19 protein-coding genes are annotated in these 26,250 nt (G+C 66.6%); 7 read left to right on the top strand and 12 right to left on the bottom strand.

From position 1 onward, the window contains the following. Positions 1-10: 10 nt before the first annotated feature. The 6 genes from EAH84_RS09855 to EAH84_RS09830 all read right to left on the bottom strand — a co-directional run bounded on the left by EAH84_RS09855 (position 11) and on the right by EAH84_RS09830 (position 8,292). Positions 11-913 (bottom strand): acyl-CoA thioesterase, encoded by a 903-nt coding sequence (locus EAH84_RS09855; RefSeq protein WP_140871361.1) that lies wholly within the window; start codon positions 911-913, stop codon positions 11-13. After that, positions 913-2,040 carry an acyl-CoA dehydrogenase family protein gene (locus EAH84_RS09850; protein WP_140871357.1) on the bottom strand — a complete coding sequence of 376 codons (1,128 nt, stop codon included), beginning with the start codon at positions 2,038-2,040 and terminating at the stop codon, positions 913-915. Before EAH84_RS09850 ends, EAH84_RS09855 begins: the two co-directional genes overlap by 1 nt. A 178-nt stretch (positions 2,041-2,218) precedes the next feature. Then, positions 2,219-3,406, bottom strand: a complete 1,188-nt coding sequence (locus EAH84_RS09845; RefSeq protein WP_140871354.1) for an acyl-CoA dehydrogenase family protein — start codon at positions 3,404-3,406, stop codon at positions 2,219-2,221. A gap of 90 nt (positions 3,407-3,496) precedes the next feature. Continuing rightward, positions 3,497-4,807 (bottom strand): amidase family protein, encoded by a 1,311-nt coding sequence (locus tag EAH84_RS09840; RefSeq protein ID WP_140871351.1) that lies wholly within the window; start codon positions 4,805-4,807, stop codon positions 3,497-3,499. A 145-nt stretch (positions 4,808-4,952) separates the two neighbouring features. Beyond that, positions 4,953-6,977, bottom strand: a complete 2,025-nt coding sequence (locus EAH84_RS09835; RefSeq protein ID WP_140871348.1) for a 3-hydroxyacyl-CoA dehydrogenase NAD-binding domain-containing protein — start codon at positions 6,975-6,977, stop codon at positions 4,953-4,955. Between the two features lie 94 nt (positions 6,978-7,071). Continuing rightward, the gene (locus EAH84_RS09830) at positions 7,072-8,292 is read right to left on the bottom strand and encodes a serine hydrolase domain-containing protein (RefSeq protein WP_241656535.1); all 1,221 of its coding nucleotides are present in this window, start codon (positions 8,290-8,292) and stop codon (positions 7,072-7,074) included. A gap of 145 nt (positions 8,293-8,437) precedes the next feature. Between EAH84_RS09830 and EAH84_RS09825 the strand changes: the two genes are divergently transcribed. The 3 genes from EAH84_RS09825 (at position 8,438) to EAH84_RS09815 (ending at position 15,486) form a co-directional block, all read left to right on the top strand. Then, a complete protein-coding gene (locus tag EAH84_RS09825; protein WP_241656534.1) occupies positions 8,438-10,186 on the top strand; it encodes a class I adenylate-forming enzyme family protein in 1,749 nt (582 codons plus the stop codon). Positions 10,187-10,298: 112 nt separating this feature from the next. Further along, positions 10,299-13,790 (top strand): DNA polymerase III subunit alpha, encoded by a 3,492-nt coding sequence (dnaE, locus tag EAH84_RS09820; protein WP_140871342.1) that lies wholly within the window; start codon positions 10,299-10,301, stop codon positions 13,788-13,790. 103 nt (positions 13,791-13,893) lie between these two features. Then, the gene (locus EAH84_RS09815) at positions 13,894-15,486 is read left to right on the top strand and encodes a long-chain fatty acid--CoA ligase (protein ID WP_140871339.1); all 1,593 of its coding nucleotides are present in this window, start codon (positions 13,894-13,896) and stop codon (positions 15,484-15,486) included. Here EAH84_RS09815 and EAH84_RS09810 read toward each other — a convergent pair. The 4 genes from EAH84_RS09810 to EAH84_RS09795 form a co-directional block, all read right to left on the bottom strand. Next, a complete protein-coding gene (locus EAH84_RS09810) occupies positions 15,458-16,891 on the bottom strand; it encodes a hypothetical protein (protein ID WP_140871336.1) in 1,434 nt (477 codons plus the stop codon). The two genes, EAH84_RS09815 and EAH84_RS09810, sit on opposite strands and share 29 nt — an antisense overlap. Positions 16,892-16,930: 39 nt before the next feature. After that, positions 16,931-18,001 (bottom strand): PA0069 family radical SAM protein, encoded by a 1,071-nt coding sequence (locus EAH84_RS09805; protein ID WP_140871332.1) that lies wholly within the window; start codon positions 17,999-18,001, stop codon positions 16,931-16,933. Between the two features lie 40 nt (positions 18,002-18,041). Next, positions 18,042-18,569, bottom strand: a complete 528-nt coding sequence (gene moaB, locus EAH84_RS09800) for a molybdenum cofactor biosynthesis protein B (RefSeq protein WP_140871329.1) — start codon at positions 18,567-18,569, stop codon at positions 18,042-18,044. A gap of 338 nt (positions 18,570-18,907) precedes the next feature. Then, positions 18,908-19,189, bottom strand: coding sequence for a hypothetical protein (locus EAH84_RS09795; RefSeq protein WP_140871326.1), 282 nt, complete (start codon positions 19,187-19,189; stop codon positions 18,908-18,910). A 234-nt stretch (positions 19,190-19,423) separates the two neighbouring features. On the opposite strand from EAH84_RS09795, the gene EAH84_RS09790 reads away from it, so the two are divergent. From EAH84_RS09790 to EAH84_RS09780, 3 genes are all read left to right on the top strand, one after another. Then, the gene (locus EAH84_RS09790) at positions 19,424-20,158 is read left to right on the top strand and encodes an ATP-binding protein (RefSeq protein ID WP_140871324.1); all 735 of its coding nucleotides are present in this window, start codon (positions 19,424-19,426) and stop codon (positions 20,156-20,158) included. After that, positions 20,151-20,762: a sigma-70 family RNA polymerase sigma factor gene (locus tag EAH84_RS09785; protein WP_277753728.1), complete on the top strand. Its 612-nt coding sequence runs from the start codon at positions 20,151-20,153 to the stop codon at positions 20,760-20,762. Before EAH84_RS09790 ends, EAH84_RS09785 begins: the two co-directional genes overlap by 8 nt. 66 nt (positions 20,763-20,828) lie before the next feature. After that, positions 20,829-21,551: a Crp/Fnr family transcriptional regulator gene (locus EAH84_RS09780; protein ID WP_140871318.1), complete on the top strand. Its 723-nt coding sequence runs from the start codon at positions 20,829-20,831 to the stop codon at positions 21,549-21,551. A 201-nt stretch (positions 21,552-21,752) separates the two neighbouring features. On the opposite strand, the gene EAH84_RS09775 is transcribed toward EAH84_RS09780, so the two are convergent. Together EAH84_RS09775 and EAH84_RS09770 are read right to left on the bottom strand one after the other, a co-directional pair. Continuing rightward, positions 21,753-23,591: a lytic transglycosylase domain-containing protein gene (locus EAH84_RS09775; protein ID WP_425326452.1), complete on the bottom strand. Its 1,839-nt coding sequence runs from the start codon at positions 23,589-23,591 to the stop codon at positions 21,753-21,755. Then, positions 23,588-24,355, bottom strand: coding sequence for a uracil-DNA glycosylase (locus EAH84_RS09770; protein WP_140871316.1), 768 nt, complete (start codon positions 24,353-24,355; stop codon positions 23,588-23,590). The genes EAH84_RS09775 and EAH84_RS09770 overlap by 4 nt, the downstream gene beginning before the upstream one ends. Before the next feature lie 130 nt (positions 24,356-24,485). On the opposite strand from EAH84_RS09770, the gene EAH84_RS09765 reads away from it, so the two are divergent. Further along, the gene (locus tag EAH84_RS09765; RefSeq protein ID WP_140871313.1) at positions 24,486-26,141 is read left to right on the top strand and encodes an electron transfer flavoprotein-ubiquinone oxidoreductase; all 1,656 of its coding nucleotides are present in this window, start codon (positions 24,486-24,488) and stop codon (positions 26,139-26,141) included. Positions 26,142-26,250 lie beyond the last annotated feature (109 nt).

The following is a 26,250-nucleotide window of genomic DNA, read 5'->3' as shown; positions in this document are numbered from 1 at the left end:
TTAACCCAGATTATCGATGCTCACTCCGCATCCGGATCAGCCCTTCCTGCGCGACGCTGGCGACCAGACGGCCGTCGCGGGTATAGATGCTCCCCCGGTTCATCCCGCGGCCATGCCCCGCCCACGGGCTGTCGGTGGCATAAAGTAGCCATTCGTCGGCGCGCACCGGCTCATGGAGCCACAGCGCATGATCGAGGCTGGCGCTCTGCATCCCCGGGGTCATCCAGTTAACGCCGTGCGGCATCATGCTCGTCGCCATCAACGCCATGTCGCTGGCATAGGCCAGCACCGCGCGGTGGGTCGCGGGATCGTCGCCGATCGGCGCGACGCAGCGGAACCAGCTATAGTTTACCGGATCGCGCTTGACCGGGGTAAACCAGCTGCGCGGATAGAGCGGGCGAATATCGATCGGGCTGCGCCGACGCAGGAACATCTCGCGGAATTTCTCGGGGATTTCGTGCGCCTGTTCGCGGCGCAATTCGCTTTCGGATGTCAGGTTTTCGGGCGGCGGGATGTCGGCGGGCATGGCGTCATGATGATGGAGTCCGTCCTCCTCGACCTGAAACGACGCCGCCAGGTTGAGGATCGGCTGTCCCTTTTGCAGCGCGACGACGCGGCGCGTGGCGAAGCTCTTGCCCTCGAAATCGCGGACGACGCGAAACACGATCGGATGCTGTTCATCACCCGCGCGCATGAAATAAGCGTGGATCGAATGCGCTGCCTTGCCCTCGGTCGAACGCTGCGCGGCCTGCAGCGCTTGTGCGATCACCTGGCCGCCGAACACCCGGCCCTTGCCGCCGGGATTGCGCGCGCCGCGATACAGGTCGGTATCGATCTCCTCGACGTCGAGCAGGTCGACGAGCGCCGCGGCGAGCGTCTCGGGAGAGGGCGGGGTCCAGGTGTCGTCGGTCATCAATATCCCGCCGCTTTGGCCAGTGCATCGGCGTGGAAGTTGGCGTCGCCGAACATCTCGGCGAGCACCCTCCCGCGCTTCATATAGAAGCCGATATCATATTCGTCGGTCATCCCGATGCCGCCATGCATCTGGATGCCTTCCTGGACGCTGAGCGTCGTGGCGAGGCTCGTCATCGCCTTCGCGACCGATACTGCGGCGTCGGCCTGGTCGGAACCGGTGTCGAGCAATTGCTGTGCCTTGAGTACTGCCGCGCGCGCAACCTCCATCTCGCTGTAGAGATGCGCGGCGCGATGCTGTAGCGCCTGGAAGCTGCCGATTAGCTGCCCGAACTGCTTGCGCTCCTTGAGGTAGTTGACGGTGAGGTCCATCGCGCCGCCGCCGACCCCGAGCAACTCCGCCGATGCGCCGGAACGCCCTGCGCGGAGCAACCGCCCGAGCGGATCGCGGCCCGCGTCGACTTCACCGATCACCGCGTCGGCATCGACCGCGACTCCATCGAACGATACGCGCGCCGCGAGGCTCGAATCGGCGAGGCGTTCGGGCGTGATGTCGAGCCCCGCCGCGCCCTTCTCGACCGCGAACAGTGTTACGCCCTCTGCGTCGTCTGCGCTGCCCGCGGTGCGCGCGGCGACGATCAGCAGGTCCGCGACATGGCCGTGGGTGACGAATTGCTTGCTGCCGGTGAGTTTGAAACCATTGCCCGCGCGTTCGGCCTTGAGCCCCACCGCGCTGCGGTGTTTCGCGCCCTCGTCGATCGCGAGCGCGGCGACGGTGTTCCCGGCGACGATCCCGGGAAACCAGCGGTTCGCCTGCGCGCTGCCCTTGAGCGCCGCGACCGCGGCGACCGCGGTGGTAAGGAAGGGCGAGGGCGACAGATTGCGCCCGATCTCCTCGAGCACCACGCCCGCCTCGACATGGCCGAGGCCTAGGCCGCCCTGGTCTTCGCCGATCAGGATGCCGGTGAAGCCCATTTCGGCGAACTGCTTCCACAGATCACGGGAGAAGCCGGTCGGATCGTCGTCGTCGCGCAACTTGCGCAGGTGTGCGACGGGGGCGTGTTCGCTCACGTAATCGCGCGCGGTGTCGCGGAGCATCTGTTGTTCATCGTTGAGATAGAGTGGCATCGATCTTCTCTCTTCCTTAGCGCTCTCCCGCTATTCGCGGGGGAGGGTGGGGTGAGGGTCTTCTTCTTGTCGACGGTTGCGACGCAGAAGACCCTCACCGCTGCGACTAGGTCATCATGGAGCATGCCGACCAAGTCTCGCTCCTCTCCCGTGAAAGCGGGAGAGGGCTAAAAAACGGCTACGCCCCCGGCAGTTCCAGGATCCGCTTGGCGATGATGTTGAGCTGGACCTCGCTCGTTCCGCCCTCGATCGAATTGGCCTTGGTGCGGAGCCACGCGCGGGGGGCGGCACCGCCGTTCGAGGCGTCGCTCTCCCATTCCAGCGCGTCTGACCCGCCCGCGGCCATCACCAGTTCGTGGCGCGCCTTGTTCAGCTCGGTGCCGAAATATTTCATCATGCTCGGCTGCGCGGGGTGTGCCTTCCCCGCCTTCAATTCGTCGATAAAGCGTTCGGACTGCGCCGTGAATGCCTTCGCGCGCACCTCGAACAGCGCGATCTGCGCGCGCAGCAACGGATCGGCGAGACGGCCGTCATGGTCGAGCCCGATGGTGGCGATCGCGCCCTCGATCAACGGATTGCCGCCGGTGCCGCCGAGGCCCATCCCGCTGATCATCTCGCGTTCGTGACCGAGTAGATATTTGGCGACGTCCCAGCCCTTGTTCTCGTCATGGACGCGGTTCTTCTTGGGCACCTTCACATCGTCCATGAAGGTTTCGCAGAACGGCGAATAGCCGCTGATGAGGAGGATCGGCTTGGTCGAAACCCCCTCGCTCGCCATGTCGAACAGGACGAAGCTGATCCCGCCCTGCTTCGATTCCTTGCTCGTGCGCACCAGGCAGAAGATCCAGTCGGCCTTGTCGGCATAGCTGGTCCACACCTTCTGTCCGTTGACGACATAATCGTCGCCCGCGTCCTCGGCGCTGGCGGCGAGGCTGGCGAGGTCAGACCCTGCATTGGGTTCGGAATAGCCCTGGCACCAGCGGATCTCGCCACGCGCGATCTTGGGCAGATGGTCGAGCTTCTGTTCCTCGGTGCCGTATTTCAGCAACGCCGGGCCGAGCATCGAAATGCCGAACGAGTTCAGCGGACTGCGCGCGCGGATCGCGGCCATCTCCTCGCGCAGCGCCTTGGTTTCGGCTGGCGACAGCCCGCCGCCGCCATATGCCTTGGGCCAATCGGGGACGGTCCAGCCGCATTCTCCCATCACCTTCAGCCACTGTGCCTGCGCGGGATTGGTGGCGGGATCGTAGTTGCGCCCGCCCCAGCACACGTCGGCGTCGCTCCGCACCGGCTCGCGCATTTCCGGAGGGCAATTTTCCGCGAGCCACGCCCGGGTTTCGGTGCGGAATTGATCAAGCGTTTCCATAAATAGCTCCGTTCGCCCTGAGCTTGTCGAAGGGCGGATGATGGGGCGCATGTGCTTCGACAGGCTCAGCACGAGCGGGGAAAGGGTCGGTCATCGCAGCAATTCATGCGCGTGCTTGGCGATCGCGATGGCGGTGTGGTCCTGATGGAAATCGGTGATGACCTGGCAACCCACGGGAAGGTCGTTGGCGCGGCCGACCGGCATCGCGGTCGCGGGCAGACCGGGGTAGGTGGCGAGCCCCGGAAACGCGAACTGGAGCCCGAACGGCGAGGTTTCGCCGTTGATCGTCAGCGTGCGCTCGCGGATCGTCAGGTCGCTGTGCGGATAGGCCTGGGTGCCGAGCGCGGGCGCGATGACCGCGTCATAGTCGGCGAACAGCCGCCGCCAACTTCGGGCGTTGCGCGCCTGATCGTCGAGCATCGCGAGCCAGTCGGGCAGCGTCGCGACGACACCTTCGTCGGACGGGGCACCGCGCGCGAGCGTGATCGAAAGCAGCCGCATGTACTGCGCGAATTGCTGCGCCAGATCAGGAAGCAGCGCGCTCACGCGGTTGACGGTGGCGCCCGCGTCGGACAGCGCGCGGGCGACTTCGTCGATTCCGTCACTGATCGCGCTGGCGACCGGGGCGACGGGGTGGCTGGTGAGAACGAGGATGCGCAGCGCCGCGGGATCGATCGCGCGCGCGCGCGGCAATGGAATGTCCGCCATCACGTCGAGCACCGCGGCCAGATCGTCGGCATCGCGCGCCATCGGGCCGATTACCGACATCGCGATCGCCGCGCCATCGGTGCCGGGCAGGATCTGCCCCTCGATCGACAGCGTGCCGTAAGTCGATTTGTGACCCCAGATGCCGCAGAAGCTGGCGGGCACCCGAATCGATCCGCCGATGTCGGACCCGATCTCGATCGGCACCATCCCGCTTGCCACCGCCGCGGCGCTGCCTCCCGACGATCCGCCCGGCGTCAGCGCGTCGTCGTCGGGGTGGTTGGTGCGGCCGTAGACTGGGTTGGTCGACTGCAGGTCGGCGAGGCTGGGCGGCACGTTGGTCTTGCCCAGGAGCACCGCGCCCGCCGCTTTCAGCCGCTTTACCGCGACTGCATCGGTGTCGGGGATGAAATCGCGATGCTCTTCAAGGCCCCAGGTCGTCGGAAGTCCCGCGACGTCGTAGCTTTCTTTCACCGTCATCGGCACGCCGATGAGCGGCGCGTCGAAGCCATGGGCGCGGCGCTGGTCAATCTCCACCGCGGCGCGCCGCGCGCGATCGAAGTCGCGGACGACGACCGCGTTGATCGCACCGTCGCACGCCTCGATCCGCGCGATTGCGGCATCGCATTCGGCGAGTGCGGTGGTCTCGCCCGATCGGATCGCGGCGGCGGTGGCGAGGGCGGAGCGTTCGGTCACGACACTTTCTCCCTGTCCTCACCCTTCCGCGGCTTCGCCGCGCCCCCCCTCACCCATTGGGAGAGGGAAGAGGCGCGGGGTTCCCATGACAGTAGTACTTTCATGGGGCCTTGAAGCGCGGAAGGGTGAGCGACGTCGGTCATGCTCAGAACGTTTCGCCCGCCGCCGCCTTGCGCTTCAGCAACGGCGCCACTTCGATGCCGTGCTTCTCCAGCCCCGCGACGACGTTGTCCAACCCGACGCTGTTCGCCCAGAACATCGGGCCGCCGGTGTAGACCGGCCAGCCATAGCCATAAATCCAGACGACATCGATGTCCGACGCGCGCTGCGCCATGCCTTCATCGAGGATTTTCGCGCCCTCGTTGACCATCGGGTACAGCGTGCGCTCCACGATTTCCTCGTCGCTGATGTCGCGCTTGTCTTTTCCCGCCTTGGCGCGGAAATCGTCGATGATTTCCACGACGCGGGGGGAGGGCGAGGGGGTGCGCTTCTCGTCATAATCGTAGAACCCAGCCTGCTTTTTCTGCCCCCAACGGCCTTCGGCGGCGAGCGCGTCGCGGATGCTCTCGATCCGCGTCGGGTCGCGATGCCAGCCGATGTCGAGCCCGGCCAGGTCGCTCATCTGGAACGGCCCCATCGGCATCCCGAACCCGGTGTGGACCGCATCGACCTGTTCGGGGCGCGCGCCCTCCATCAGCATCTCGGTCGCGGGGCGCTGGCGCTGCGAGAGCATGCGGTTGCCGATAAAGCCGTCGCACACCCCGCTGACGACCGCGACCTTGCCGATCGGTTTCGCCAGCGCCATCACTGTTGCCAGCACGTCGGGCGCGGTCTTGGCGCCGCGGACCACCTCGAGCAGCTTCATCACGTTGGCGGGCGAGAAGAAGTGCATCCCGATCACGTCCTGCGGCCGCGTGGTCGAGGCCGCGATCTCGTCGACGTTGAGATACGACGTGTTCGATGCCAGGATCGCGCCGGGCTTGCAGATCGCGTCGAGCTTGCCGAACACCTCCTTCTTGACGTCCATATTCTCGTAGATCGCCTCGATCACGAGGTCGCAATCCTTAAGGTCGTCGAGGCGTAGCGTGGGGGTGAGCAGCCCCATCATCTGTTCGACCTTGTCCATCGTGAAACGGCCCTTCTTGGCCGAATTGTCGTAATTCTTGCGGATCGTCGCGACGCCGCGGTCGAGCGCGTCCTGCGCGGTCTCGACGATCGTCACCGGGATCCCCGCGGACAGGAAGTTCATCGAAATGCCGCCACCCATCGTGCCGGCGCCGATGACGCCGACCTGCTTGATGTCGCGCTTCTTGGTGTCGGCGGGGACGTCGTCGATCTTGGCAGCCTGGCGCTCGGCAAAGAACAAATGGCGCTGTGCGGCGGATTGGGTGCCGCCCATCAGCTTCATGAATTCCTCGCGCTCGGTCTTGATGCCGTCGGCGAACGATCCGGTGGTCGATGCCTCGACGCAGCGGATGTTGGCGGCGGGGGCGTCGAAGCCCTTGAACTTGCGCGCGTTGGCCGTCTTGAATGCCTCGACCGCCTCCGGGTCGGCGGTGGCGGTCTTTTCGGAGGCACGGGGCAGGGGGCGCTGGCTCGCGATCTCGCGCGCAAAGGCGATCACGTCGGCCTCAAGACTGTCCTCACCGACGATCTTGTCGATCAGTCCGGCGTCGAGCGCCCTCTTGGCGGAGATCGGGTTGCCGATCGCGGTCATCTCGAGCGCCAAGGGCACGCCCGCGATCCGCGGGATGCGCTGGGTGCCGCCCGCGCCGGGGAGCAGGCCGAGCTTGACCTCGGGGGTGCCGATCTTGGCACTCGGCACCGCGACGCGATAATGGCAGCCGAGCGTCACCTCGCACCCGCCGCCGAGCGCGGTGCCGTGGATCGCGGCGACGACCGGCTTGTCGCTTGCCTCGATCATGTCGATCACGGTGCCCAGCCCCGGCTCCTGCATCGGCTTGCCGAATTCGGTGATGTCCGCGCCCGCAAAGAAGGTGCGCCCATCGCAGCGGATCACGATCGCCTTGATGCTCGCATCGGCGACGCCTTGCTTGATGCCCGCCTCGAGACCCTGCCGTACTGCCGCGCCCAATGCGTTCACGGGCGGGTTGTTCGAGATGATGACGAGGATGTCGTCATGGCGTTCGGTGCGGATCGGGCTGGTCATATCTTCTTCTCCTTGTTCCCCCGCAGAGGCGGGGGTCCAGAGCCGCGGGCGCGGCGTTTGAAACTCTGGGCTCCCGCCTTCGCGGGAGCACATGCTAGGTCAGCGCGGAATAGATCATCGTCTTCAACTCGCGCCGGATCGGGTAGACGTTGCTCGGGCTCATCTGGGTCATGAACACCATCGTGATGCGCTCGACGGGATCGACGAAGAAGGCGGTCGAAAACATCCCGCCCCAATAATATTCGCCCGCTGACCCCGGCACCATTGATTTGGCGACGTCCATGTTGACCGCGAAGCCGAGCCCGAAGCCGGTCCCGGCGTTCGCCGCCTCGCTGAACAAGGATTGCGACATCGTCGCTAGGTCTGAATTGCCGGGCAGATGGTTCTTCGTCATCAACTCGATCGTCTTCCTACCGACGATCCGCGCGCCGTCGAGTTCCCCGCCGCCCAGCAGCATCGAACAGAACCGGTGGTAATCGAGTGCGGTCGAGACGAGCCCGCCGCCGCCCGAGAGCAGCTTGGGCATCCGGCTCCACGCGCTCTTATCGCCGCGATCGTACATGATGCGGCCCGTTCCGGCCACGAAGGTGTAGCAATCGGTGAGGCGATCGATCTTGTCGGCGGGGACGTGGAAGAAGGTGTCGTCCATCTTGAGCGGCGCAAAGATATGGTCGTGGAAAAAGGCGTCGAGCGTCTGGCCCGACACGCGCTCGACGACCGCGCCAAGGACGTCGGTCGACACCGAATAATTCCAGCCCTCGCCCGGCGAGAATTCGAGCGGCAGTTTGCCGAGCGCCGCCACGAAGCCCTGGAGATCGTGGCCGCCGTGCCAATTTTCCATCTTGGCCTCGCGATACGCGGCGTCGATGTTGCTGCGATTCTGGAAGCCATAGGTGAGGCCCGAGGTGTGGCGGAGCAGATCGACCATCCGCATCGGCTCACTGGTCGGCTTGGTCTGAAACGGCACGCCCGCGCCGCCGCCGTTGTAGACTCCCAGTCCCTTGAATTCGGGGAGGACGTGATGGACCGGGGTGTCGACCGCGACCTTGCCCTGTTCGACCAGCATCATGAACGCGATCGAGGTGATCGGCTTGGTCATGCTGGCGATCCGGAACAGCGATCCCTCGTCGATCGCGGTGCCATCCTCTCGTGCCGCGCCCTGGCTCGCGAAATGGACGACCTTGCCCTCGTGCGCGACCAGCAGCTGGGTGTTGGGGAGCTTGCCCGAATCGAGATAGCGCTCCTTCAGGAAGCCGTCGATCGCCGCCAGCCGATCAGCGTCGAAACCGTGGTTGGCGGGCTTGGATATCTTCATGCGGCGGTCCATACCTCTAATTCGAATGCGGACGTCCTATTGCCTTGAGCGGCCCGTGAATCAACACTAACCTCGCAACGCGCGGACGTGAAGCCAAACCCGAGTTTCAAGTCGGCGTGATGACAGGTAGAAGAGAGGTAGCGTTTTGGCCAGTGAACCGTTGATCGCGTTGTCCCCCGAATGGCCGGTCGTCTCGCTGCCCCAGGCGCAGGCAATGCTGACCCCGCCGGGGTCGAAGTTCGAGATGGACACGGTCGACATCGGGGGCATCCCGACGCGGGTGTGGAAAAACGCCCCGGCTTCGCTGCGCGCGCTGATCACCGCGGCGCGTGCGCATGGCAGTCGGACGTTCACGATCCATGAGGACGAGCGCGTCACTTATGAGGCGACATGGCGCGCGATCACCGCGCTGGCGGCGCGGCTCGTCGAACTGGGGGTCGGCAAGGGCGACCGGGTCGCGCTGGCGATGCGCAACCTTCCAGAATGGCCCGTGGCGTTCTTTGCCGCGACGAGCATCGGCGCGATCATGGTGCCGCTGAACGCGTGGTGGACCGGGGGCGAGCTGGAATACGGGCTGGCCGATTCGGGCGCGAAACTGCTGATCGTCGACGATGAGCGCCATCATCGGATCGCGGGCTATTACGACGCGCTGCCGGCGTTGGACCATGTGCTGGTGGCGCGCGCAGCCGAACCGTTGGCGGGCAAGGCGGCGCGGCTGGAAGATGCGATCGGTACTCCGCACGATTGGGCGACGCTTGCCGATATCGCGTTGCCCTCGGCCGACATCGCGCCCGATGACGACGCGACGATCTTCTACACTAGTGGCACCACCGGCGCCCCCAAGGGCGCGCTGGGCACGCATCGCAACCTGATGACCAACATCCTGTCAGGAGGCTATGCCGCGGCGCGGTCGCTGCTGCGGCGCGGCGATCCGATTCCGGAGCCCACCCCGCGCACATCGCTGACGGTGATTCCGCTGTTCCACGTTACCGCCTGTTCGGCGGGGATGATGGGCGCGGTCGCGTCCGGCAGCACGCTGATTTTCATGCGTAAATGGGATCCGGTCCGCGCGATGGAGATCATCGAGCGCGAGAAGGTGCATGTCACCGGTGGCGTGCCGACGATCGCGTGGCAGTTGCTCGAACATCCCGATCGCGACAAGTACGACCTCTCGAGTATCGAGGCGATCGCCTATGGCGGCGCGCCTGCGGCGCCCGAGCTGGTCAAGCGCATCTACACCGAATTCGGCGCGCTACCCGGCAATGGCTGGGGGATGACCGAAACGATGGCGACGGTGACGAGCCATTCGAGCGAGGATTATCTCAATCGCCCGACCAGCGCGGGGCCACCCGTTCCAGTGGCCGACCTCGAGATACGCGCCGAGGACGGCGTCAAGGTATTGGCGACGGGTGAGGTCGGCGAGCTTTGGGCGCGCGGGCCGATGATCGTGAAGGGATATTGGCATAAGCCCGAAGCGACCGCCGAGACCTTCGTCGATGGCTGGGTGCGCACCGGCGACCTCGCCCGGCTCGACGACGAGGGGTTCTGCTACATCGTCGATCGCGCCAAGGACATGGTGATCCGCGGCGGTGAGAACATTTATTCGACCGAGGTCGAGAATGTTCTATACGCGCATCCCGCGGTGACCGACTGCGCGCTGATCGGCATCCCGCACCGGACCTTGGGCGAAGAGCCAGCGGCGGTCGTCCACCTCGCGCCCGGCGAGAGTGCGACGGAGGCGGAGCTCCAGGCGTGGGTCCGCGAACGGCTGGCGGTGTTCAAGACGCCGGTCGCGGTGCGGTTCGTTGACGAGACGCTGCCGCGCAACGCGAACGGCAAGATATTGAAGAAGGATCTGAAGGCGTTGTTCGCGGATCGGGTGGCGGCGACCTGATCGTGGCGAACACGGTAGGTCCACGTGCGCGACTCACCGATCATCGGGTTTTCCACAGCTGGGCGCCGGCTTCGCCTGTTCGAATCACGGATCGTCGGTTAGGGTCGCGCCCATGCCCCATGCCGGCTTCGTGCCTCTCCGTATCTTTTCCAGCTACACCATGCTCGACGGCGCGATCGAGCCGAAGGCGATCGCCAAACAGGCCAAGGCGCTGGGCTTTCCCGCCGCCGCGCTGACCGATCGGAACGGGCTCTACGCCGCGATGGCGTTCAGCGATGCCGCCAAGAAAGACGGCGTGCAGCCGATCATCGGTACGATGCTGGGGGTCGCGCGCGCCGACATGCCCGAGGGCGCGGCACCGGTGCTCGACTGGATCGCACTCTATGCGCAGGACACGACCGGCTACGACAATCTGTGTGCGCTGGTGTCGATGGCGCACCTCGAACGCCCGATCGAGCAGGCCGCGCATGTCGATCTGGCGGCATTGGAGGGACGCACCGACGGGTTGATCGCACTGACCGCCGGGGGCGAGGGCGGACTTGCTCGACTGTTCGCGGAGGATCAGTCGGCCCGCGCCGACGCGTATGCGGATCGGTTGCAGGCGCTGTTCCCCGATCGGCTCTACATCGAGATCGCGCGCCGCGGCGATGCGACCGAGGCGGCGGCGGAAGCAGCGTTGATCGACCTCGCCTACAACCGCGACCTGCCCTTGGTCGCGACCAACCCGTGCTGTTTCGCCGAATCCGCGTTCGGCGACGCGCACGATGCCATGCTGTGCATCGCGCATTCGACCTATGTCGAAAGCGAGGATCGCACCCGCAGTTGCCCCGAAGCGTGGCTGAAGCCGGCACCGGTGATGATCGAGCTGTTCGCCGATTTGCCCGAGGCGATCGCGAACACGCTGGTCGTCGCGCAGCGGTGCGCGGTGGCGGCGCCGTATCGCAAGCCGATCCTGCCGACGCTGGCAGGCGATCTGGAGGGCGAGGCGGCGAAGTTGCGCGACGACGCGCGCGCGGGGCTGGAGGCGCGGCTCGACCGGATCGCCGCACTCCATGGCGGGGGCGAGCCGGGGTGGCGCGAGGTGTATCGCCAGCGGCTGGCGTTCGAGGTCGACGTCATCGTCCAGATGGGGTTTCCCGGCTATTTCCTGATCGTCGCCGACTTCATCAAATGGGCGAAAGACCACGACATCCCGGTCGGGCCGGGTCGCGGATCGGGCGCGGGGTCGGTTGTCGCGTGGTCACTGACGATCACCGATCTCGATCCCATGAAGCTGGGGCTGTTGTTCGAACGATTCCTCAACCCCGAACGCGTGTCGATGCCCGATTTCGACATCGATTTCTGCGAAACCCGGCGGGTCGAGGTGATCCGTTACGTCCAGGAGAAATACGGGCGCGACCAGGTCGCGCAGATCATCACCTTCGGAAAATTGAAGGCGCGCGCGGTGCTGAAGGATACCGGGCGCGTGCTCCAGATGAGCTATGGTCAGGTCGATCGGCTCGCCAAGCTGATCCCCAATCACCCGACCGATCCGTGGACGCTGGAGCGCACGCTGAACGGCGTCGGCGAGTTCGCCAAGGAATATGCCAACGACAACCAAGTCCGCCGGCTGATCGACCTGGCGATGAAGCTCGAGGGGTTGCCGCGGCACGCATCGACGCACGCCGCGGGCGTCGTGATCGGGGACCGGCCGCTCAGCCAGCTCGTGCCGCTGTATCGCGATCCGCGATCGGACATGCCGGTGACGCAGTTCGACATGAAATATGTCGAGGGCGCCGGACTGGTGAAGTTCGATTTTCTCGGCCTCAAGACATTATCGGTTCTCAAGAAGGCGGTGCAGCTGCTGCAGAAGCGCGGGGTCGAACTCGATCTCGACGCGCTCGAATGGGACGACGAGGCGGTCTACAAGCTGCTCCAGAAGGGCGATACCGTCGGGGTCTTCCAGCTCGAATCGGAGGGGATGCGGCGGACGCTGTCGGCGGTGCGGCCATCCAATTTCGGCGACATCATCGCGCTCGTCGCGCTGTATCGGCCCGGCCCGATGGACAATATCCCGCTCTTCGGCCGCCGCAAGAACGGGCAGGAGCCGATCGCCTATCCGCACCACCTGCTCGAAGGGATCCTGGCCGAAACCTACGGCATCTTCGTCTATCAGGAACAGGTGATGCAGGCGGCGCAGATTCTGGCGGGGTATAGCCTGGGTCAAGCCGATCTGTTGCGCCGCGCGATGGGCAAGAAGATCAAGGCGGAGATGGACGCGCAGCGCGCGGGCTTCGTCGATGGCTGCGCAAGCGTCAACGGGATCGGCAAGCGACAGGCGAACGAGCTGTTCGACCTGATCGACAAGTTCGCGGGCTATGGCTTCAACAAATCGCACGCCGCGGCCTATGCGCTGCTGGCGTATCAGACCGCATGGCTCAAGGCGCACCACCCGGCGGAGTTCTTCGCCGCGTCGATGTGCTACGACCTGCATCTGACCGACAAGCTGGCGATCTTCGTCGACGACATGCGGCGGATGGGGGTCGGGCTGGCCGGCCCCGATATCAATCGCAGTGCCGCCGAATTCGATGTCGAGGATGCTGGCGACGGACTGGTCGTCCGCTATGCGCTCGCGGCGCTGAAATCGGTCGGCGAGGGTGCGATGGAGCGGCTGGTCGAGGAGCGCGACGCCAACGGCGCGTTCAAGAGCATCGACGACCTCGCCATCCGGGTCGACCCGCGGCTGGTCAACAAGCGCCAGCTCGAAACGCTCGCGGCTGGGGGCGCGTTCGACAGCCTCGACACCAACCGCGCCGGGATCCATGCGGTCGCCGAAACGATCCTGGCGGTCGCGGCGCGGACGCATGAGCAAAAGACCAGCGGGCAGGGTGGTCTGTTCGGCGGCGAAGCGGTCGCGGGCGACGATATCAAGCTGCCGCGCACCGCTAATTGGACGCTGGCGGAACGGATGGAGCAGGAAAAGGAGGCGTTCGGCTTCTATTTCTCGGCGCACCCGGTCGACCGCCATGCGCATATCGCCCGGATGCATGGCGCGCGCGCGTTCGTCGCGCTGAGCGAACTCAACATCCCCGACGACGGCAGCCGCGCGGGCGCGTCGATGGCGGTGCTGGTCGAGGATGCGCGCTGGCGCACCTCGGCAAGGGGCAAGCGCTACATGATGGCGACGCTATCGGATGCGAGCGGGCAGTTTGTCGCGACGTGTTTCGACGACAGCGTCGCCAACGATCTGGAGGAGGCGGCGCGCAACGGCGGCTGCGGGCTCGCGACGGTCGAGCTCGATCGGCGCCCTGGCGAGGAAGCGCCGCGGGTGACGGTGAAGCGCATTCAGCCGTTCGAGGGGCTCGCCTCGACCGCGCGGTTCGTCGTCGAGATCGCGGTGAACGAGGCGGTTGCGTTTGGTGCGCTCGCGGCGATGCTCGGCGATCACCGCGGGGGACGGGGCGAGATCCGCGTGACCGCGTCGGTTCCGGAAGGTGAGGCGAGGATGCTGCTCGGGCGGGATTTCCTGCTCGATGGCGAACTCGTGGCGCGGCTGGAGACCCTACCGGGGGTGGCGAGCGTCGCGATGAAATCCTCCGAAACGAGACTGGCGCTGGTCGGATAACCGCCCGACGACCGGCGCATGGCGATCGTTTGTCACGGCGCGGCGCTATTGCCCCCGTCGCACCACCCCTTATGCTGGCTTTCGATAAAACGAGAGGATTACGATGCTGGGCGGGATGCAGGATTTCGAACTTCGGGTACCCAGGCTGATCGACCACGTCGCGCGCGAGGCGGGGACGCGCGAAATCGTCAGCCACTGGGCGGACGGGAGCGAGACGCGGACCGACTGGGCGGGGATCGCGCGCGATGCCAGGAAGCTTTCGCAGGCGCTCGAACGGCTCGGGGTGAAGCCCGGCGAGCGGGTCGCGACGCTGGCGATGAACCATTCGCATCACCTGGTCGCCTGGTATGGCACGATCGGGATGGGGGGTGTGATCCACACCATCAACCCGCGATTGTTTGAGGATCAGCTGGCCTATATCGCCAACCACGCCGAGGACCGAGTGCTGCTGTACGATGCGGCGTTCCAGCCGATCGTCGACAAGCTCAAGAGCCAATGGACCAGCATCGACCATTATGTCGTCATCGACGGAACGGGCGAGGGGAGTTTTGCGGCGCTGATCGACGCCGAGGATGGCGATTATGCCTGGGTCGAGGGCGACGAGCGCGCGCCGTGCATGCTGTGCTATACCAGCGGCACGACGGGCAATCCCAAGGGCGTGCTCTACACGCATCGCTCGACCATCCTGCACGCGATGATGGTGGTCGCGCCGTCGGTGCTGGCGATGTCGTCGCGATCGGTGCTCCTACCCGTCGTACCGATGTTCCACGCCGCCGCGTGGGGGACGCCGTTCGCGGCGGCGATCGCCGGGGCGAAGCTGGTATTCTCCGCGGTCAACGATCCGGCGGTGCTGTGCGACCTGATGAACCGCGAACGCGTGACGATATCGTCGGGCGTCCCCACCGTCTGGCTCGCGCTGTTCGCGCATATCGATGCGACCGGTGACGCGCCGCGGTTTCTGGAACTTGCGACGGTGGGCGGATCGGCGGCACCCCGCGCGATGATCGACCGGCTGATGGCGATGGGGGTCGAGGTGAAGCACCTGTGGGGGATGACCGAAACCTCGCCTGTCGCGACCGCGGGTTCGCCGCCCGAGGAGTGGGCAGACTGGAGCCATGAGCGGCGGCTCGATTTCCTGACCAAGCAAGGGCAGATTCCGTTCGGGGTCGAGCTGCGCGTCACCGACGACGCGGGCGCCGAACTGCCGCGTGACGGCGAATCGTCGGGGCGGCTCCATGTCCGCGGGCCCTGGGTCGTGAAGCGCTATTTCGGGGCGGACGCGGACGCGATCGACGCCGATGGCTGGTTCGACACCGGCGATGTCGCGGTGATCCACCCCGACGGAACGATGCAGATCACCGATCGATCGAAGGACGTGATCAAGTCGGGCGGCGAATGGATCAGTTCGGTCGAGCTCGAAAACGCGGCGGTCGGCTGTCCGGGGGTCGCCGAGGCGGCGGCGATCGGGGTCTATCATCCGCGCTGGGACGAGCGGCCGTTGTTGCTGGTGGTGCGCAAGGTGGGGAGCACGGTGACGCCCGCCGAGATCGTCGCGCATTTGACCGATCACGTCGCCAAATGGTGGCTGCCCGACGCGATCGAGTTCGTCGAGGAACTGCCGCACACCGCGACGGGCAAGCTGCTCAAGACCGCGCTGCGCGAACGCTTCAAGGATTATCGGCTGGTCGCCGCTTGAGCGCATAGACGGTGGCGCCGAGCGCGGTCCCGACGGGGCGATAGTCGCGTGCAAGCACCGCGGCGGTCGCGGCGTAGACCGCGGGGTCAAACGGCCCGATCGCGCGCCCCGCGACGATCACCGGCGGGCGCACGGCCAGCACGCGCGCGACTTCCGCGCGCGGATTGACCCCGATCGCCGGCGCTTCGGCCAGCAGGGTCAGATGCGTTTCGAACGGCCATCGCGTGGGCAGGCACGAATCGCTTGCTTCGTAGAGCACCGGCGGTGCCGAGAACGCGAACAGGCACCCCGCGCCGCGATACCGGTTAACGAGCGCCACCGCGGCCGCGACCTGTCGCCGCGCGCGCGGGGTTTCGCCAAGATGCGGGTAGCCCGAAAAGAGCAGCATGCCCGCCCCCGCCGCCGCGACCAGCCAAGTGAGTGGTCGGCTGGCCGCCATCGCGACGCCCGCGAGCACCGCGATCGGGACGACCAGCGGGAGCGCATAGTGATTGAAATAGGGCGGGATCGCGAGCAAGCCCGCGATGGCGGCGATGAGCCACCCGGCGATCAGCCACCGCCCCTGCGCCGCGCGCGCCAGCCCGACGACCGCCACGGTGAACGGCACCAGCAGCACGAGCGTGATCCCGCCGAGCCGCATCGCCGCATGCTCGCCCGGCGTCGTCGCACGCAGGAAGATCGAGCGGACGTTCGCGAACCACCACGCATCGGCGTGACCGATCGCAGCGTACACGCCGAATGCGAGCAGCGTCGGAAGGAGCGCCGCCGCGACGAGCGAGCCCGCATAGAGTGGCATGGCCCGCCGCTCGCCAGTGCGCCATGCCGCAACGAGCAGCGCGATGCCGAACCAGACCCCCTCGAACACCGCGGCGGGCTTCACCTGCAGCGCCAGTCCCGCTAGCAGCATCGCGGCGATGCCCCACCGCCGCTGGTGCGCTTCCGCCGTCGTCGCCCGCCATGTCAGCCACGCCGCGCCCGCCATCATCGGGTTGTAGAAGACCGGTGACTGTCCGCCGCGCCCGCCCAGCAGCGCGATCCACACGAGATAGACCGCGCCAGCGGCAATGCCGACGCGCAGGGACGACGCCGATCCGGCAGCGCGCTGCGCGAGTAGGCCGACCAGCGACGCGGTGCCCGCCGCCACCGCGAGCGCGAGCAGCTGATACACCTGCCACTTGTCGCCGCCGAGCGAGCGCGCCATCCAGTAGATGACGAACAGTCCAACCGGCTTCCTGTCCCAGATATCGACATAGGGGATCGCGCCCGCGCGCATCCGGTCGCCGACGAGCAGGTAGAGTTGATCATCGAGGTCGATCAGCGGGTTGCCGATATCGGGCAGCCGCAACAGCAGCGCGAGCATGGCGAGCGCCGCGAACAGCCACCAGCCCGAACGGCGCGTCGACATCCAGTCCCCCATGACGATGCCATAGCCCGCATGCGCGCGCTAGAACAACTCGCCTTGCGGGCCGCGGGGCGGGCGGAAGAGATCGGTGCGGAGCGTGATCCGTTCGCGGTTGAGGCCGTGCCTGCGGCACGCGATCTGGAAGCGGGTGCGGAGCAGGTCGGCCCACGGGCCGCTGCCCTTCATCCGCGACCCGAAATCGGGATCGTTGTCGCGCCCGCCGCGGAGCGAGCGGATCGTCGCCATCACCTTGGCGGCGCGATCTGGGAAATGGGTGTCGAGCCAGGCACGGAACAGCGGCGCGACCTCGTGCGGCAGGCGGACGGGGAGGAAGAACGCGGCCTTCGCGCCCGCTTCGGCGGCGCGCTCGATCAGATGTTCGATCTCGTGATCGGTGATCGCGGGGATGACCGGGGCGATCGAGACATAGACCGGCACCCCCGCATCGGCGAGGCGGCGAACCGCGGTGAGCCGCCGTTCGGGGTGCGGCGCGCGCGGCTCGACGGTCAGCGCGACCTTGGGATCGAGCGAGGTGATCGACACTGCGACCGCGGCGAGCCCCTTCGACGCCATGGGGCCGAGCAGGTCGAGATCGCGGAGCACGCGATCGGATTTGGTCGTGATCGTCAGCGGGTGGTCGGTTTCGCACAGCACCTCGATCACGCCGCGGGTAATCCGCCAGGTCGCCTCGATCGGCTGATAAGGATCGGTGTTGGTGCCGAGCGCCATCGGTTGCGCGGTATAGCCGGGCCGCGACAGTTCCGCACGGAGCAGTGCCGCCGCCTGCGGCTTGGCGAAGAGGCGGGTTTCGAAATCGAGTCCAGGCGACAGATCGTGATAGGCATGGGTGGGCCGCGCGAAACAATAGATGCAGCCATGTTCGCAGCCCCGATAGGGGTTGATCGAGCGATCGAACGGGATGTCCGGGGACTGGTTGCGGCTGATGATCGTGCGCGGGTGTTCGACCGTCACCGTGGTCCGCAGCGGCGGCGGTGCGCCGTCGATCGCCTCGACCGCATCGAGCCAGTCGCCATCCGCCAGCGTCTGCGACAGGTTGAAGCGGCGGCTGGCCGCGTTGAGCGTCGCGCCGCGATGAGGCCGGGGACTCGCCATCCCCGAGGACTACCTCAACGCATGGAACATAGCAAGAACATCAGCGTTCGGTGAGGCGCGGCATCAGCTCGACGAAATTGCACGGGCGGTGGCGGCTATCGAGCTGGTCGCGCAGGACCAGGTCCCAGCCATCCTTGACCGCGCCGGTCGAGCCTGGGAGCGCGAAGACATAGGTGCCGCGCGCGACGCACGCGCACGCGCGGCTCTGGATCGTCGAGCTGCCGATCGAGGCGATGCTGACGTAGCGGAAATATTCGCCGAAGCCGGGGATCATCCGGGTCGCGACCTGTTCGATCGCTTCGGGCGTCACGTCGCGCCCGGTGACTCCGGTGCCGCCGGTGGTGATGACGACATCGATCGCGGGGTCGTCGATCCACGAGTCGAGCTGCGCGACGATGGCGTCGGCGTCGTCGGTGACGATCGCGCGGGCGGCGAGGAGGTGGCCCGCCTGGGTCAGCCGGTCGACCAGCGCGTCGCCCGAACGATCGTCGGCGGCGGTGCGGGTGTCGGACACGGTGAGGACCGCGATCGCGACGGGGAGGAAGGTGAGCGCAGGATCGATCGGCATCGCGCCGCTATGCCGGATCGCGGCGCGACGGGGAAGGTGGGTGGAAGGTCACGAATGGTCACGACAGCGCGCGGTGCGATCGGGGGGCAAAGGTAACGAAGGTAACGCGACGTACGGTCGGAAAATGCGACGAACCGAGTGCGCGGGACGCGGTGTATCGCCGGGTGAGGACGGGTGGATCGAGGCTAAGAATGAGCGATCGGAACGATGACATGGTTCGCGCGTGTAGGACAGCGACGCCGACACCATTGCTTTCATGGGGCCGGGTCGAAGGGCGTGAGTCTCACCGTGCTTCGACAAGCTCAGCACGAACGGATTTTAGGTGAGGTCATCGCCTGCTAGCCGAGTTCGTGCTGCAGGCTGCCCGCAATCATCGACAACAAATCGAGCGAGGCGCGCATCCGTCGTTGCGATTCGCCCGCGAGTTGCGCGAATTCGACCTTGATCTCCTGCGCGGTGGCGACGACCGACAGCGCCTGTTCGAGGGTGAAGGTGCGCGTTTCGATCAGCGCGTGCAGGATGCTTTCGGCCAGCATCAGTGCCGCCTGGCCGTGTGCATCGGGCTCGATGATGGGGGGGGTGGCGCCGCGCTCTTCGTGGTCGTTGGGGTTCTGGAACATGCGATCCGCCTGTCGTCATCAGGCGGGAGCATGTTTCTCTCTGCCGACGGCGCCTGGTTCGATTGCCGTCGATCCGCCGATCATGGGCGCGATGCGGATCGCCCGCCACAACCCTAATCTATGCGCCGGTGCGATTTCGACGGTTTGCCTTGATTACAATCAACTAGGGGGTCGGCGCGGCTGTTATTGTCGAGGAGCGTTGCGTCAGTAATCGACCGTTCTTGGGAATTCCACATGACCAGCTACGCCCAGATTCCAACACCCACGCCGGTCGGTGTGGAGACACTGCTGCTCGACCTGTTCGCGCCGCCAGGGGCCGATCGCCAGCGGGGCGGTGACGACCACGCGCGCGACTTGGCGATGCTGTGGCGCGTCGACGCGGTGCATCGCGCCAAGAATCTGGCGCAGCTGTCGCTATCGCTGGCGCATGTCGTCGCCGATCCGGCGAATCGCTGGAACGTCGCGGCGTCGGCGGCGCCGGCCCGGTCGCTGGCGCGCACCTATGAGCTGCTGGGTCGCGATGGCGATCATCCCGCCCCGGTGCCGTGTTTCGCGCTGGTGAGCGAGATCGCGGTGCGGCTGGCGCAAATGTTCGGTCGCGCCCGCGGGATCGCGGTGGAGGTGGTCGGCGAAGAGGTGTTCGCGCCGCCCGAGCACCGGCGTGCGCTGGCGCTGATGTGCAGCGAGCTCGTGATCAACGCGCTGAAATATGCGTTTCCGGCGGGCGGGCCGGGAACGATCACGGTCTCGCTGGAGCATCGGGACGACGGAATTGCGCTGATGGTTGCCGACGACGGCGTCGGCGTCCCCAATAGCCACGGGTTGGGGCAAGGCTTCGGGCTGCTCGACCGGCTGGCTCATGTGCTGGACGCGACCGTGGTGCGCTCGACGAACGTCAACGGCGCAGGCTGGTGCGTAACGGTCGGCGTACCGGCGATCGTAATCGCCGAGGAAGCCTGGGTTGATTAGCGCTGCGCGCGGTGCGGTCGCGCGGGAACGACCGGGCGATGACGGACGATTCGCGGCTACGATCGAGCTGGCGGACGCGTTGCAGCGAACGGGGGAGCGCGATCGACACGCGCTGCGCGAGCTGTACGCGATGACCTCGGCCAGATTGTTCGGCATCTGCCTGCGGGTGTGCGGCGAGCGGCAGGCGGCGGAAGACGTGCTGCACGACGTGTATCAGACGATCTGGCAGCGCGCCGGGGCGTGGGATCCTGCCGGAGGCTCCGCGATGACATGGCTCGCGTCGATCGCGCGCGACCACGCGATCGCCTGGCGGCGAGCGAGCGAAGCGGCGTCCCGGGCGCTGCCGATCGATGATGCCGTCCGGATCGTCGACCGATGCATCAGTACAAAACCGGCGCAGCCACTGGAACAGTGTCTCGCCAAGCTCGATCCCCGGCAGCGCCATGCGATCTGCGCGGCATTTTTCGACGGCGCGACCTATCCTGAGCTGGCGGGACGCCAGGGAATCTCGATCGACGCGATGAAGCGCCGGATCCGGGAAGGGCCCACGGTGATGCGTCACGATTTTTTCGCTGCCGAAACGGATGAACGCGCGCTTGTGTGACGGCATATTCCTGATCTATATTAATTTCAGGCCGCCGTGGTGATCGCGACGACGTCAGGGGCCGTCATGACCAATCCGTTTGTCGACAAGATCCGCGGCTACGCTCCGCTCTCTCGCGACGACGAGCAACTGCTCGATGATGCCTGTCACCAGTCGCGCAGCCTTCCCCCCGGCCACGACCTGATCCGCGAGGGCGCGCCGAGTGCGGTGTTCGTCGTGCTGGCGGGCTGGGCGTGCCGGTACAAGATGCTCCCCGACGGCGGGCGTCAGATCATCGCGTTCATGATGCCGGGCGACTTTTGCGACCTTCACGCCGGGGTCCTGGCTGAAATGGATCACAGCATCGCGACTCTGACCAAGGCGCGGATCGCGACCATCCCGCGCGCGCGCATGGAGGCGCTGATCGATGCGCGGCCCAGCCTGTCCAAGGCGTTCTGGTGGACCCAGCTGGTCGACGAGGGGGTGCTTCGCGCGACGATCGTGAGCATGGGTCGCCGTACCACGATGGAGCGCGTCGCGCATCTGTTGTGCGAACTGTGCTTTCGGATGCGTAACATCGGCCTGACTGGCGATGGCCCATATGAAATGCCGTTTTCGCAGATTGTGCTGGCCGATGCGGTCGGGCTGACGCCGGTTCATACCAACCGGGTCGTCAAGAAACTCCGCGAGGCGGGCGCGCTCGAGATGCGGCCCGGCTCGGTGATCGTGTCCGATCTGGCGCGGTTGGCGAAAATCGCGGGATTCGACGACAATTATCTGCATGGGCGGTTGAACCATCGCAGCGGGTGAGGCGGTCGGGTGGAGGCTGGGGTGGCGGCTAGAAGGTTGGTCCGGACCACGACGAATTTACCAAGCACCGTTCGTGCTGAGCTTGTCGAAGCACGGTGAGTCTCAGGCTCCCTTCGGCGAAGCTCAGGACAGGCTTCGACAAGCTCAGGGCGAACGGATCAGATTCTGATCATCTCACGCCAGTCCCCAGCCACCCGGGAATCAGTTCGCGCTAACCGTCGTCGATTGCGGCGAGACGTTAGCATTCACCGCGATCGCGGTGGTGGAGGCGCGCGCGTTCATCCGGATCGCGGTGGCGCCGGGGAGGCCGGGGAAGCGCGGCCACATGCCCTGCGCGAGCGCGGCGCGGCTGGGCATCGCAGTCTTGCCGTTCTGCGCCTCGTACATCCAATAGTTGCGCATCACCGTGACGACATAGCCGCGGGTTTCCCAATAGGGGATGCTTTCGATGTAAAGCAGCGGGTCGCCGTTATCGCGGACGATGGCGTTCCAGTCGCCGACCGGCTTCGGCCCCGCATTATACGCCGCGATCACCTTGGGGAGCAGCCCGCCGGTGACGCTGGCCATGTCGCGGAGGCGTTCGAGGTGGCGCTGGCCGATGTCCATGTTGGTCGAGGGATTGGTGAGTTCGGCCTTGTCGATCGCGCCGCGACCCTGTTCGCGCGCGAAATCGGTCGCGGCGGCGGGCATGATCTGCATCAGCCCATAGGCGCCCGCGGGGCTGACGACCTTGTTGCGGAAGCCCGATTCCTGGAGCGTGTGCGCGTAGACCAGCGACTTGTCGACGCGCCAGCCGCTGTCGGGGGTCCAGTTGGGGGTCGGGTAACGCGCCTCGGCGGTGGTGGTGACCCCCTGCGGACAATTGTGCGCGAGCCAGACGGTGGTTGCGGGCAGGTTCAACGCCTCGGCAACGCGGACCAGCGAGGAAAATTCGCCCGGGTTCCCGATCTTCGCCTGCTGGCGGACGACGTCGTCGGCGAGGTCGGTCTCGCCGATCTCGGCGAGCGCGGCGGCGACGCGGACGTTGGGGCGGTTGTCGAGCAGTTTCCAGTCGGCGGCGACGCGACCGGGGATTGGCGCGGCCTTGTCGGCGAGGCCGAGCGCCTGGCGCGCGAGCTGGCCGTAGAAGCTTTCGGTGAACTGCGCCGCGGCCTGTAGCCGGGGCTGGACCTTGTCGGGGCGCCCGCACGCCATGTCGGCGCGTGCGGCCCAGTACATCCCAGCGGCGCGCAGGTCGACATCGCCCGCGCGGGCGGCGACGCCTTCGAACCCGGACTCCGACGCAGCACAATCATTCTGGCGCCACGCCGAGAGCGCGGCGGTCCAGCGACCCTGGATCGCCCAGTCGCCTTCGCCGTTGGCGGCCTTCATCCCCATCGCGCGCGCATTGGTGTCGTCGGCGGAGAGGAAATACATCCACGCGGTCTTGGCCTGCCATTCGGTCAGCGCTTCGGGGGACAGACCCTCGGTCGCGTCGAGCAAGCCCTGTGCCGAGGCGCCGTCATCGACCTTGATGAACGGCACCATCTGGGTCGCGAGGGCCGCGGCGATCTCGTCGCTACGGACGCTCTTGGCGCGGATCCGGGTGGGCGCGCCGTCGCGCCAGACCAGGCGCTGCGCCGCGGGCAGCGGGGGCAGGTCGGTCGCGCCGCGCAAGCGGGCGAGGCGCGCGATCTGGTCCGCCTCGGGGAGTTCGGGGGCCTGGTTGAGGAGCGCGACGAGCGGCTCCATCTCGACGCGGGGCGAGCCCTTGGCGGTGTAGAGTTCGGCACGGGCGATGGCGTGCAAGGGACCGGGCTTCATCGCGTCGAGCCCGATCTGCGCGTTCTGCCACTGGCCGTCGCGGATCGCGGCGAACACCGCGCGATAGCCGTCGCGTTGCGCGGCATCGAGCTGGTCGGGGATGCGATCCGCCTTGATTGCGGGCTGGCGGGTGGTGATCGCAGGCGCGCCGTCGGCGGGGGCGGCGAGCGCGGGCAGAGGGGCGATCGCGAGTGGGAGGATCGTGAGCTTCAGGGCCAGTGCCAGCGTGCGGTTCACGTCAAATTCCCCATCAGCAATTGCAGATCCTTCCAGGCCTCCGCCTTCAGCGCCGGCTTTTCGAGCAGCAGGCGCGGGTGAAAGCTGGCGACCACCCCGATGTTTCCACCTCTATGGTTAAAGCCGTGTAAAAGTCCGCGACTGGCGGGCATTTCCGTCCCGGTGATCGCACGACTCGCCGCATTGCCGAGGCAGAGCACGCGTTTGGGGGTCGCGAGGCGGACGTGATGGCGCGCGATGTCACCCAATCGCGCCTCGACCTCGCGCGGCATCCGCCCCGCGATCGGGCGCTTGGCGCAGACGGGGACGAGGTACACCGCGTCGCGCGCCAGCCCGATCGCGGCAAGCATCCGGTCGAACAGTTTGCCGACCGATCCCGAGAGCAAGTGTCCGCCGTGCGCGTCGTCGGGATCGGGGCAGTCGACGACGATCATGATCGCCGCGTCGGCGGGGCCGGTCGGGCCAAGGAACGGGCCGCGCCAGGCGGATTCGGGGGCGTCGGCGGAGCTGCGCCAGGCGGCGAACGCCTCGAGGGTGTCGGGGAGGGTTGCGGGGACGGTGTCGGGGAGGGCGCCGGTCGCGATCGCGGAGGCGTCGGCGCGAGGCGGGGTGTGTCCGCCCGCGGCGGGAACGGCGGCGGGTTCGGGCGGGGCGAGCCAGTCGCGCGGGGCGTCGTCGACCAGCATGTCGACGCCCGCGTCCGCCCACCAATCGAGCGCGCTGGCGGCGTGGCCTAGAAAATCGAAATGCTGGTCTGCCCCCATCGCTTCCATAGGCGCGCGGTTGACGTGGCGGTCAACTTGTCGGATCGGCTTTGCGAGACAAGACGTTGCCGGCCCGCGCCCGTTCGATGCCGTGATCGACACGCTGCCCGCGCCGATGCTGGAGAAGACCATGAGCGACCGTGAATCGATGCCGTATGACGTGGTGATCGTCGGCGCTGGCCCCGCCGGGCTGAGCGCCGCGATCCGGCTGAAACAGCGCGCGACCGAAGCGGGGGCCGACCTGTCGGTGTGCATTCTGGAAAAGGGGTCGGAGGTCGGCGCGCACATTCTGTCGGGCGCGGTGGTCGATCCGCGCAGCCTCGACGAGCTGATCCCCGACTGGAAGGAACAGGGCTGCCCGCTCGCCGAGACGCCGGTGACCGAGAACCACCATTGGGTGCTGTCGGCGTCGAAGAAGACCGACCTGCCCGATTTCCTCACCCCGCCGTTCATGCACAACAAGGGCACCTACACGGGCAGCCTGGGCAACACGTGCCGGTGGCTTGCCGAACAGGCCGAGGCGCTGGGCGTCGAGATATTCCCCGGCTTCGCAGCAGCGGAAATCCTGTTCGATGACGATGGCCGCGTGAAGGGCGTCGCGACCGGCGACATGGGGGTGGCGCGCGACGGCACGCACAAGCCCGACTATACGCCGGGGCTCGAAATCCACGCCAAATATACGCTGTTCGGCGAGGGTTGCCGGGGAAGCCTGTCGAAGGAGATCATCCGGACGTTCGACCTGGCGAAGGACGCCAGCCCGCAGATCTATGGCCTGGGCATCAAGGAGTTGTGGGACATCGATCCAGCGCTCCACGTGCCGGGGCGGGTGATCCATACCCAGGGCTGGCCGCTGGGAGAGGATGCCAATGGCGGCGGATGGATCTATCATCAGGCCAACGGACAGGTCTCGATCGGGTTCGTGACGTGGCTCAACTATACCAACCCCTATCTCTCGCCGTTCAGCGAGATGCAGAAGTGGAAGACCCACCCCGAGATCGCGGCGCTGCTGAAGGGTGGCAAGCGCGTCAGCTATGGCGCGCGGGCGATCAGCGACGGGGGGCTGCAGGCGATCCCCAAGCTGGTGTTCCCCGGCGGCGCGCTGATTGGTGACAGCGCGGGGTTCCTCAACGTGCCGCGGATCAAGGGCACGCACACCGCGATGAAGAGCGGGATGATGGCCGCCGAGGCCGCGTTCGACGCGATCCAGGCGGGCCGCGCGCACGACGAATTGACCGCCTATCCCGCGGCGTTCGAGGCGAGCTGGGTGAAAAAGGAACTGTCGGTCGTCCGCAACGTCGCGCCGCTGGTGAAGAAGTTCGGCGATTTCCTGGGATCGGGGCTCGCGGGCGTGACGATGTGGGCGGAGCATATCGGGATCAAGATGCCGTTCACGATGACGCACAAGCCCGATCACGCCACGCTGTGGCGCAAGGATCTGGTCAAGCCGCCGGTCTATCCCAAGCCCGATGGGGTGCTGACGTTCGATCGGCTGTCGTCGGTGTTCGTGTCGAACACCAACCACGAGGAGGACCAGCCGGTCCACCTGACGCTGAAAGATGCCAGCGTCCCGATCGACTATAACCTGCCGGTCTATGACGAGCCCGCGCAACGCTATTGCCCCGCGGGGGTGTATGAGGTGGTCGGCGAGGATACCGGCAACCCGACCTTCGTGATCAACGCGCAGAACTGCGTCCACTGCAAGACCTGCGACATCAAGGACCCGACCCAGAACATCAACTGGGTGGTGCCCGAGGGCGGGGGAGGCCCCAATTATCCCAACATGTAAGCGCCGGTTCCTAGCACTCCTGCTTACATCGGTTCCCGCGTCCGGGGCGCTGGCGGCGGGCGCGGACCTGGGCGACCTGGCCGCGTATATGCGTGCGCGGGTGGCGGAT

This window comes from Sphingomonas oligophenolica (assembly GCF_006438955.1).
In the GTDB taxonomy this organism is placed as follows: domain Bacteria; phylum Pseudomonadota; class Alphaproteobacteria; order Sphingomonadales; family Sphingomonadaceae; genus Sphingomonas; species Sphingomonas oligophenolica_A.
The sequence above is the reverse complement of the archived record's forward strand: the minus strand, read 5'-3'. Positions and strand labels throughout refer to the sequence as shown.

Coding starts and splice junctions, on each gene's coding strand:
- EAH84_RS09855 (WP_140871361.1), bottom strand. CDS start 913: ATGACCGACGACACCTGGACCCCGCCCTCTCCCGAGACGCTCGCCGCG.
- EAH84_RS09850 (WP_140871357.1), bottom strand. CDS start 2,040: ATGCCACTCTATCTCAACGATGAACAACAGATGCTCCGCGACACCGCG.
- EAH84_RS09845 (WP_140871354.1), bottom strand. CDS start 3,406: ATGGAAACGCTTGATCAATTCCGCACCGAAACCCGGGCGTGGCTCGCG.
- EAH84_RS09835 (WP_140871348.1), bottom strand. CDS start 6,977: ATGACCAGCCCGATCCGCACCGAACGCCATGACGACATCCTCGTCATC.
- EAH84_RS09830 (WP_241656535.1), bottom strand. CDS start 8,292: ATGAAGATATCCAAGCCCGCCAACCACGGTTTCGACGCTGATCGGCTG.
- dnaE (WP_140871342.1), top strand. CDS start 10,299: ATGCCCCATGCCGGCTTCGTGCCTCTCCGTATCTTTTCCAGCTACACC.
- EAH84_RS09815 (WP_140871339.1), top strand. CDS start 13,894: ATGCTGGGCGGGATGCAGGATTTCGAACTTCGGGTACCCAGGCTGATC.
- EAH84_RS09810 (WP_140871336.1), bottom strand. CDS start 16,891: ATGTCGACGCGCCGTTCGGGCTGGTGGCTGTTCGCGGCGCTCGCCATG.
- EAH84_RS09805 (WP_140871332.1), bottom strand. CDS start 18,001: ATGGCGAGTCCCCGGCCTCATCGCGGCGCGACGCTCAACGCGGCCAGC.
- moaB (WP_140871329.1), bottom strand. CDS start 18,569: ATGCCGATCGATCCTGCGCTCACCTTCCTCCCCGTCGCGATCGCGGTC.
- EAH84_RS09795 (WP_140871326.1), bottom strand. CDS start 19,189: ATGTTCCAGAACCCCAACGACCACGAAGAGCGCGGCGCCACCCCCCCC.
- EAH84_RS09790 (WP_140871324.1), top strand. CDS start 19,424: ATGACCAGCTACGCCCAGATTCCAACACCCACGCCGGTCGGTGTGGAG.
- EAH84_RS09780 (WP_140871318.1), top strand. CDS start 20,829: ATGACCAATCCGTTTGTCGACAAGATCCGCGGCTACGCTCCGCTCTCT.
- EAH84_RS09770 (WP_140871316.1), bottom strand. CDS start 24,355: ATGGGGGCAGACCAGCATTTCGATTTTCTAGGCCACGCCGCCAGCGCG.
- EAH84_RS09765 (WP_140871313.1), top strand. CDS start 24,486: ATGAGCGACCGTGAATCGATGCCGTATGACGTGGTGATCGTCGGCGCT.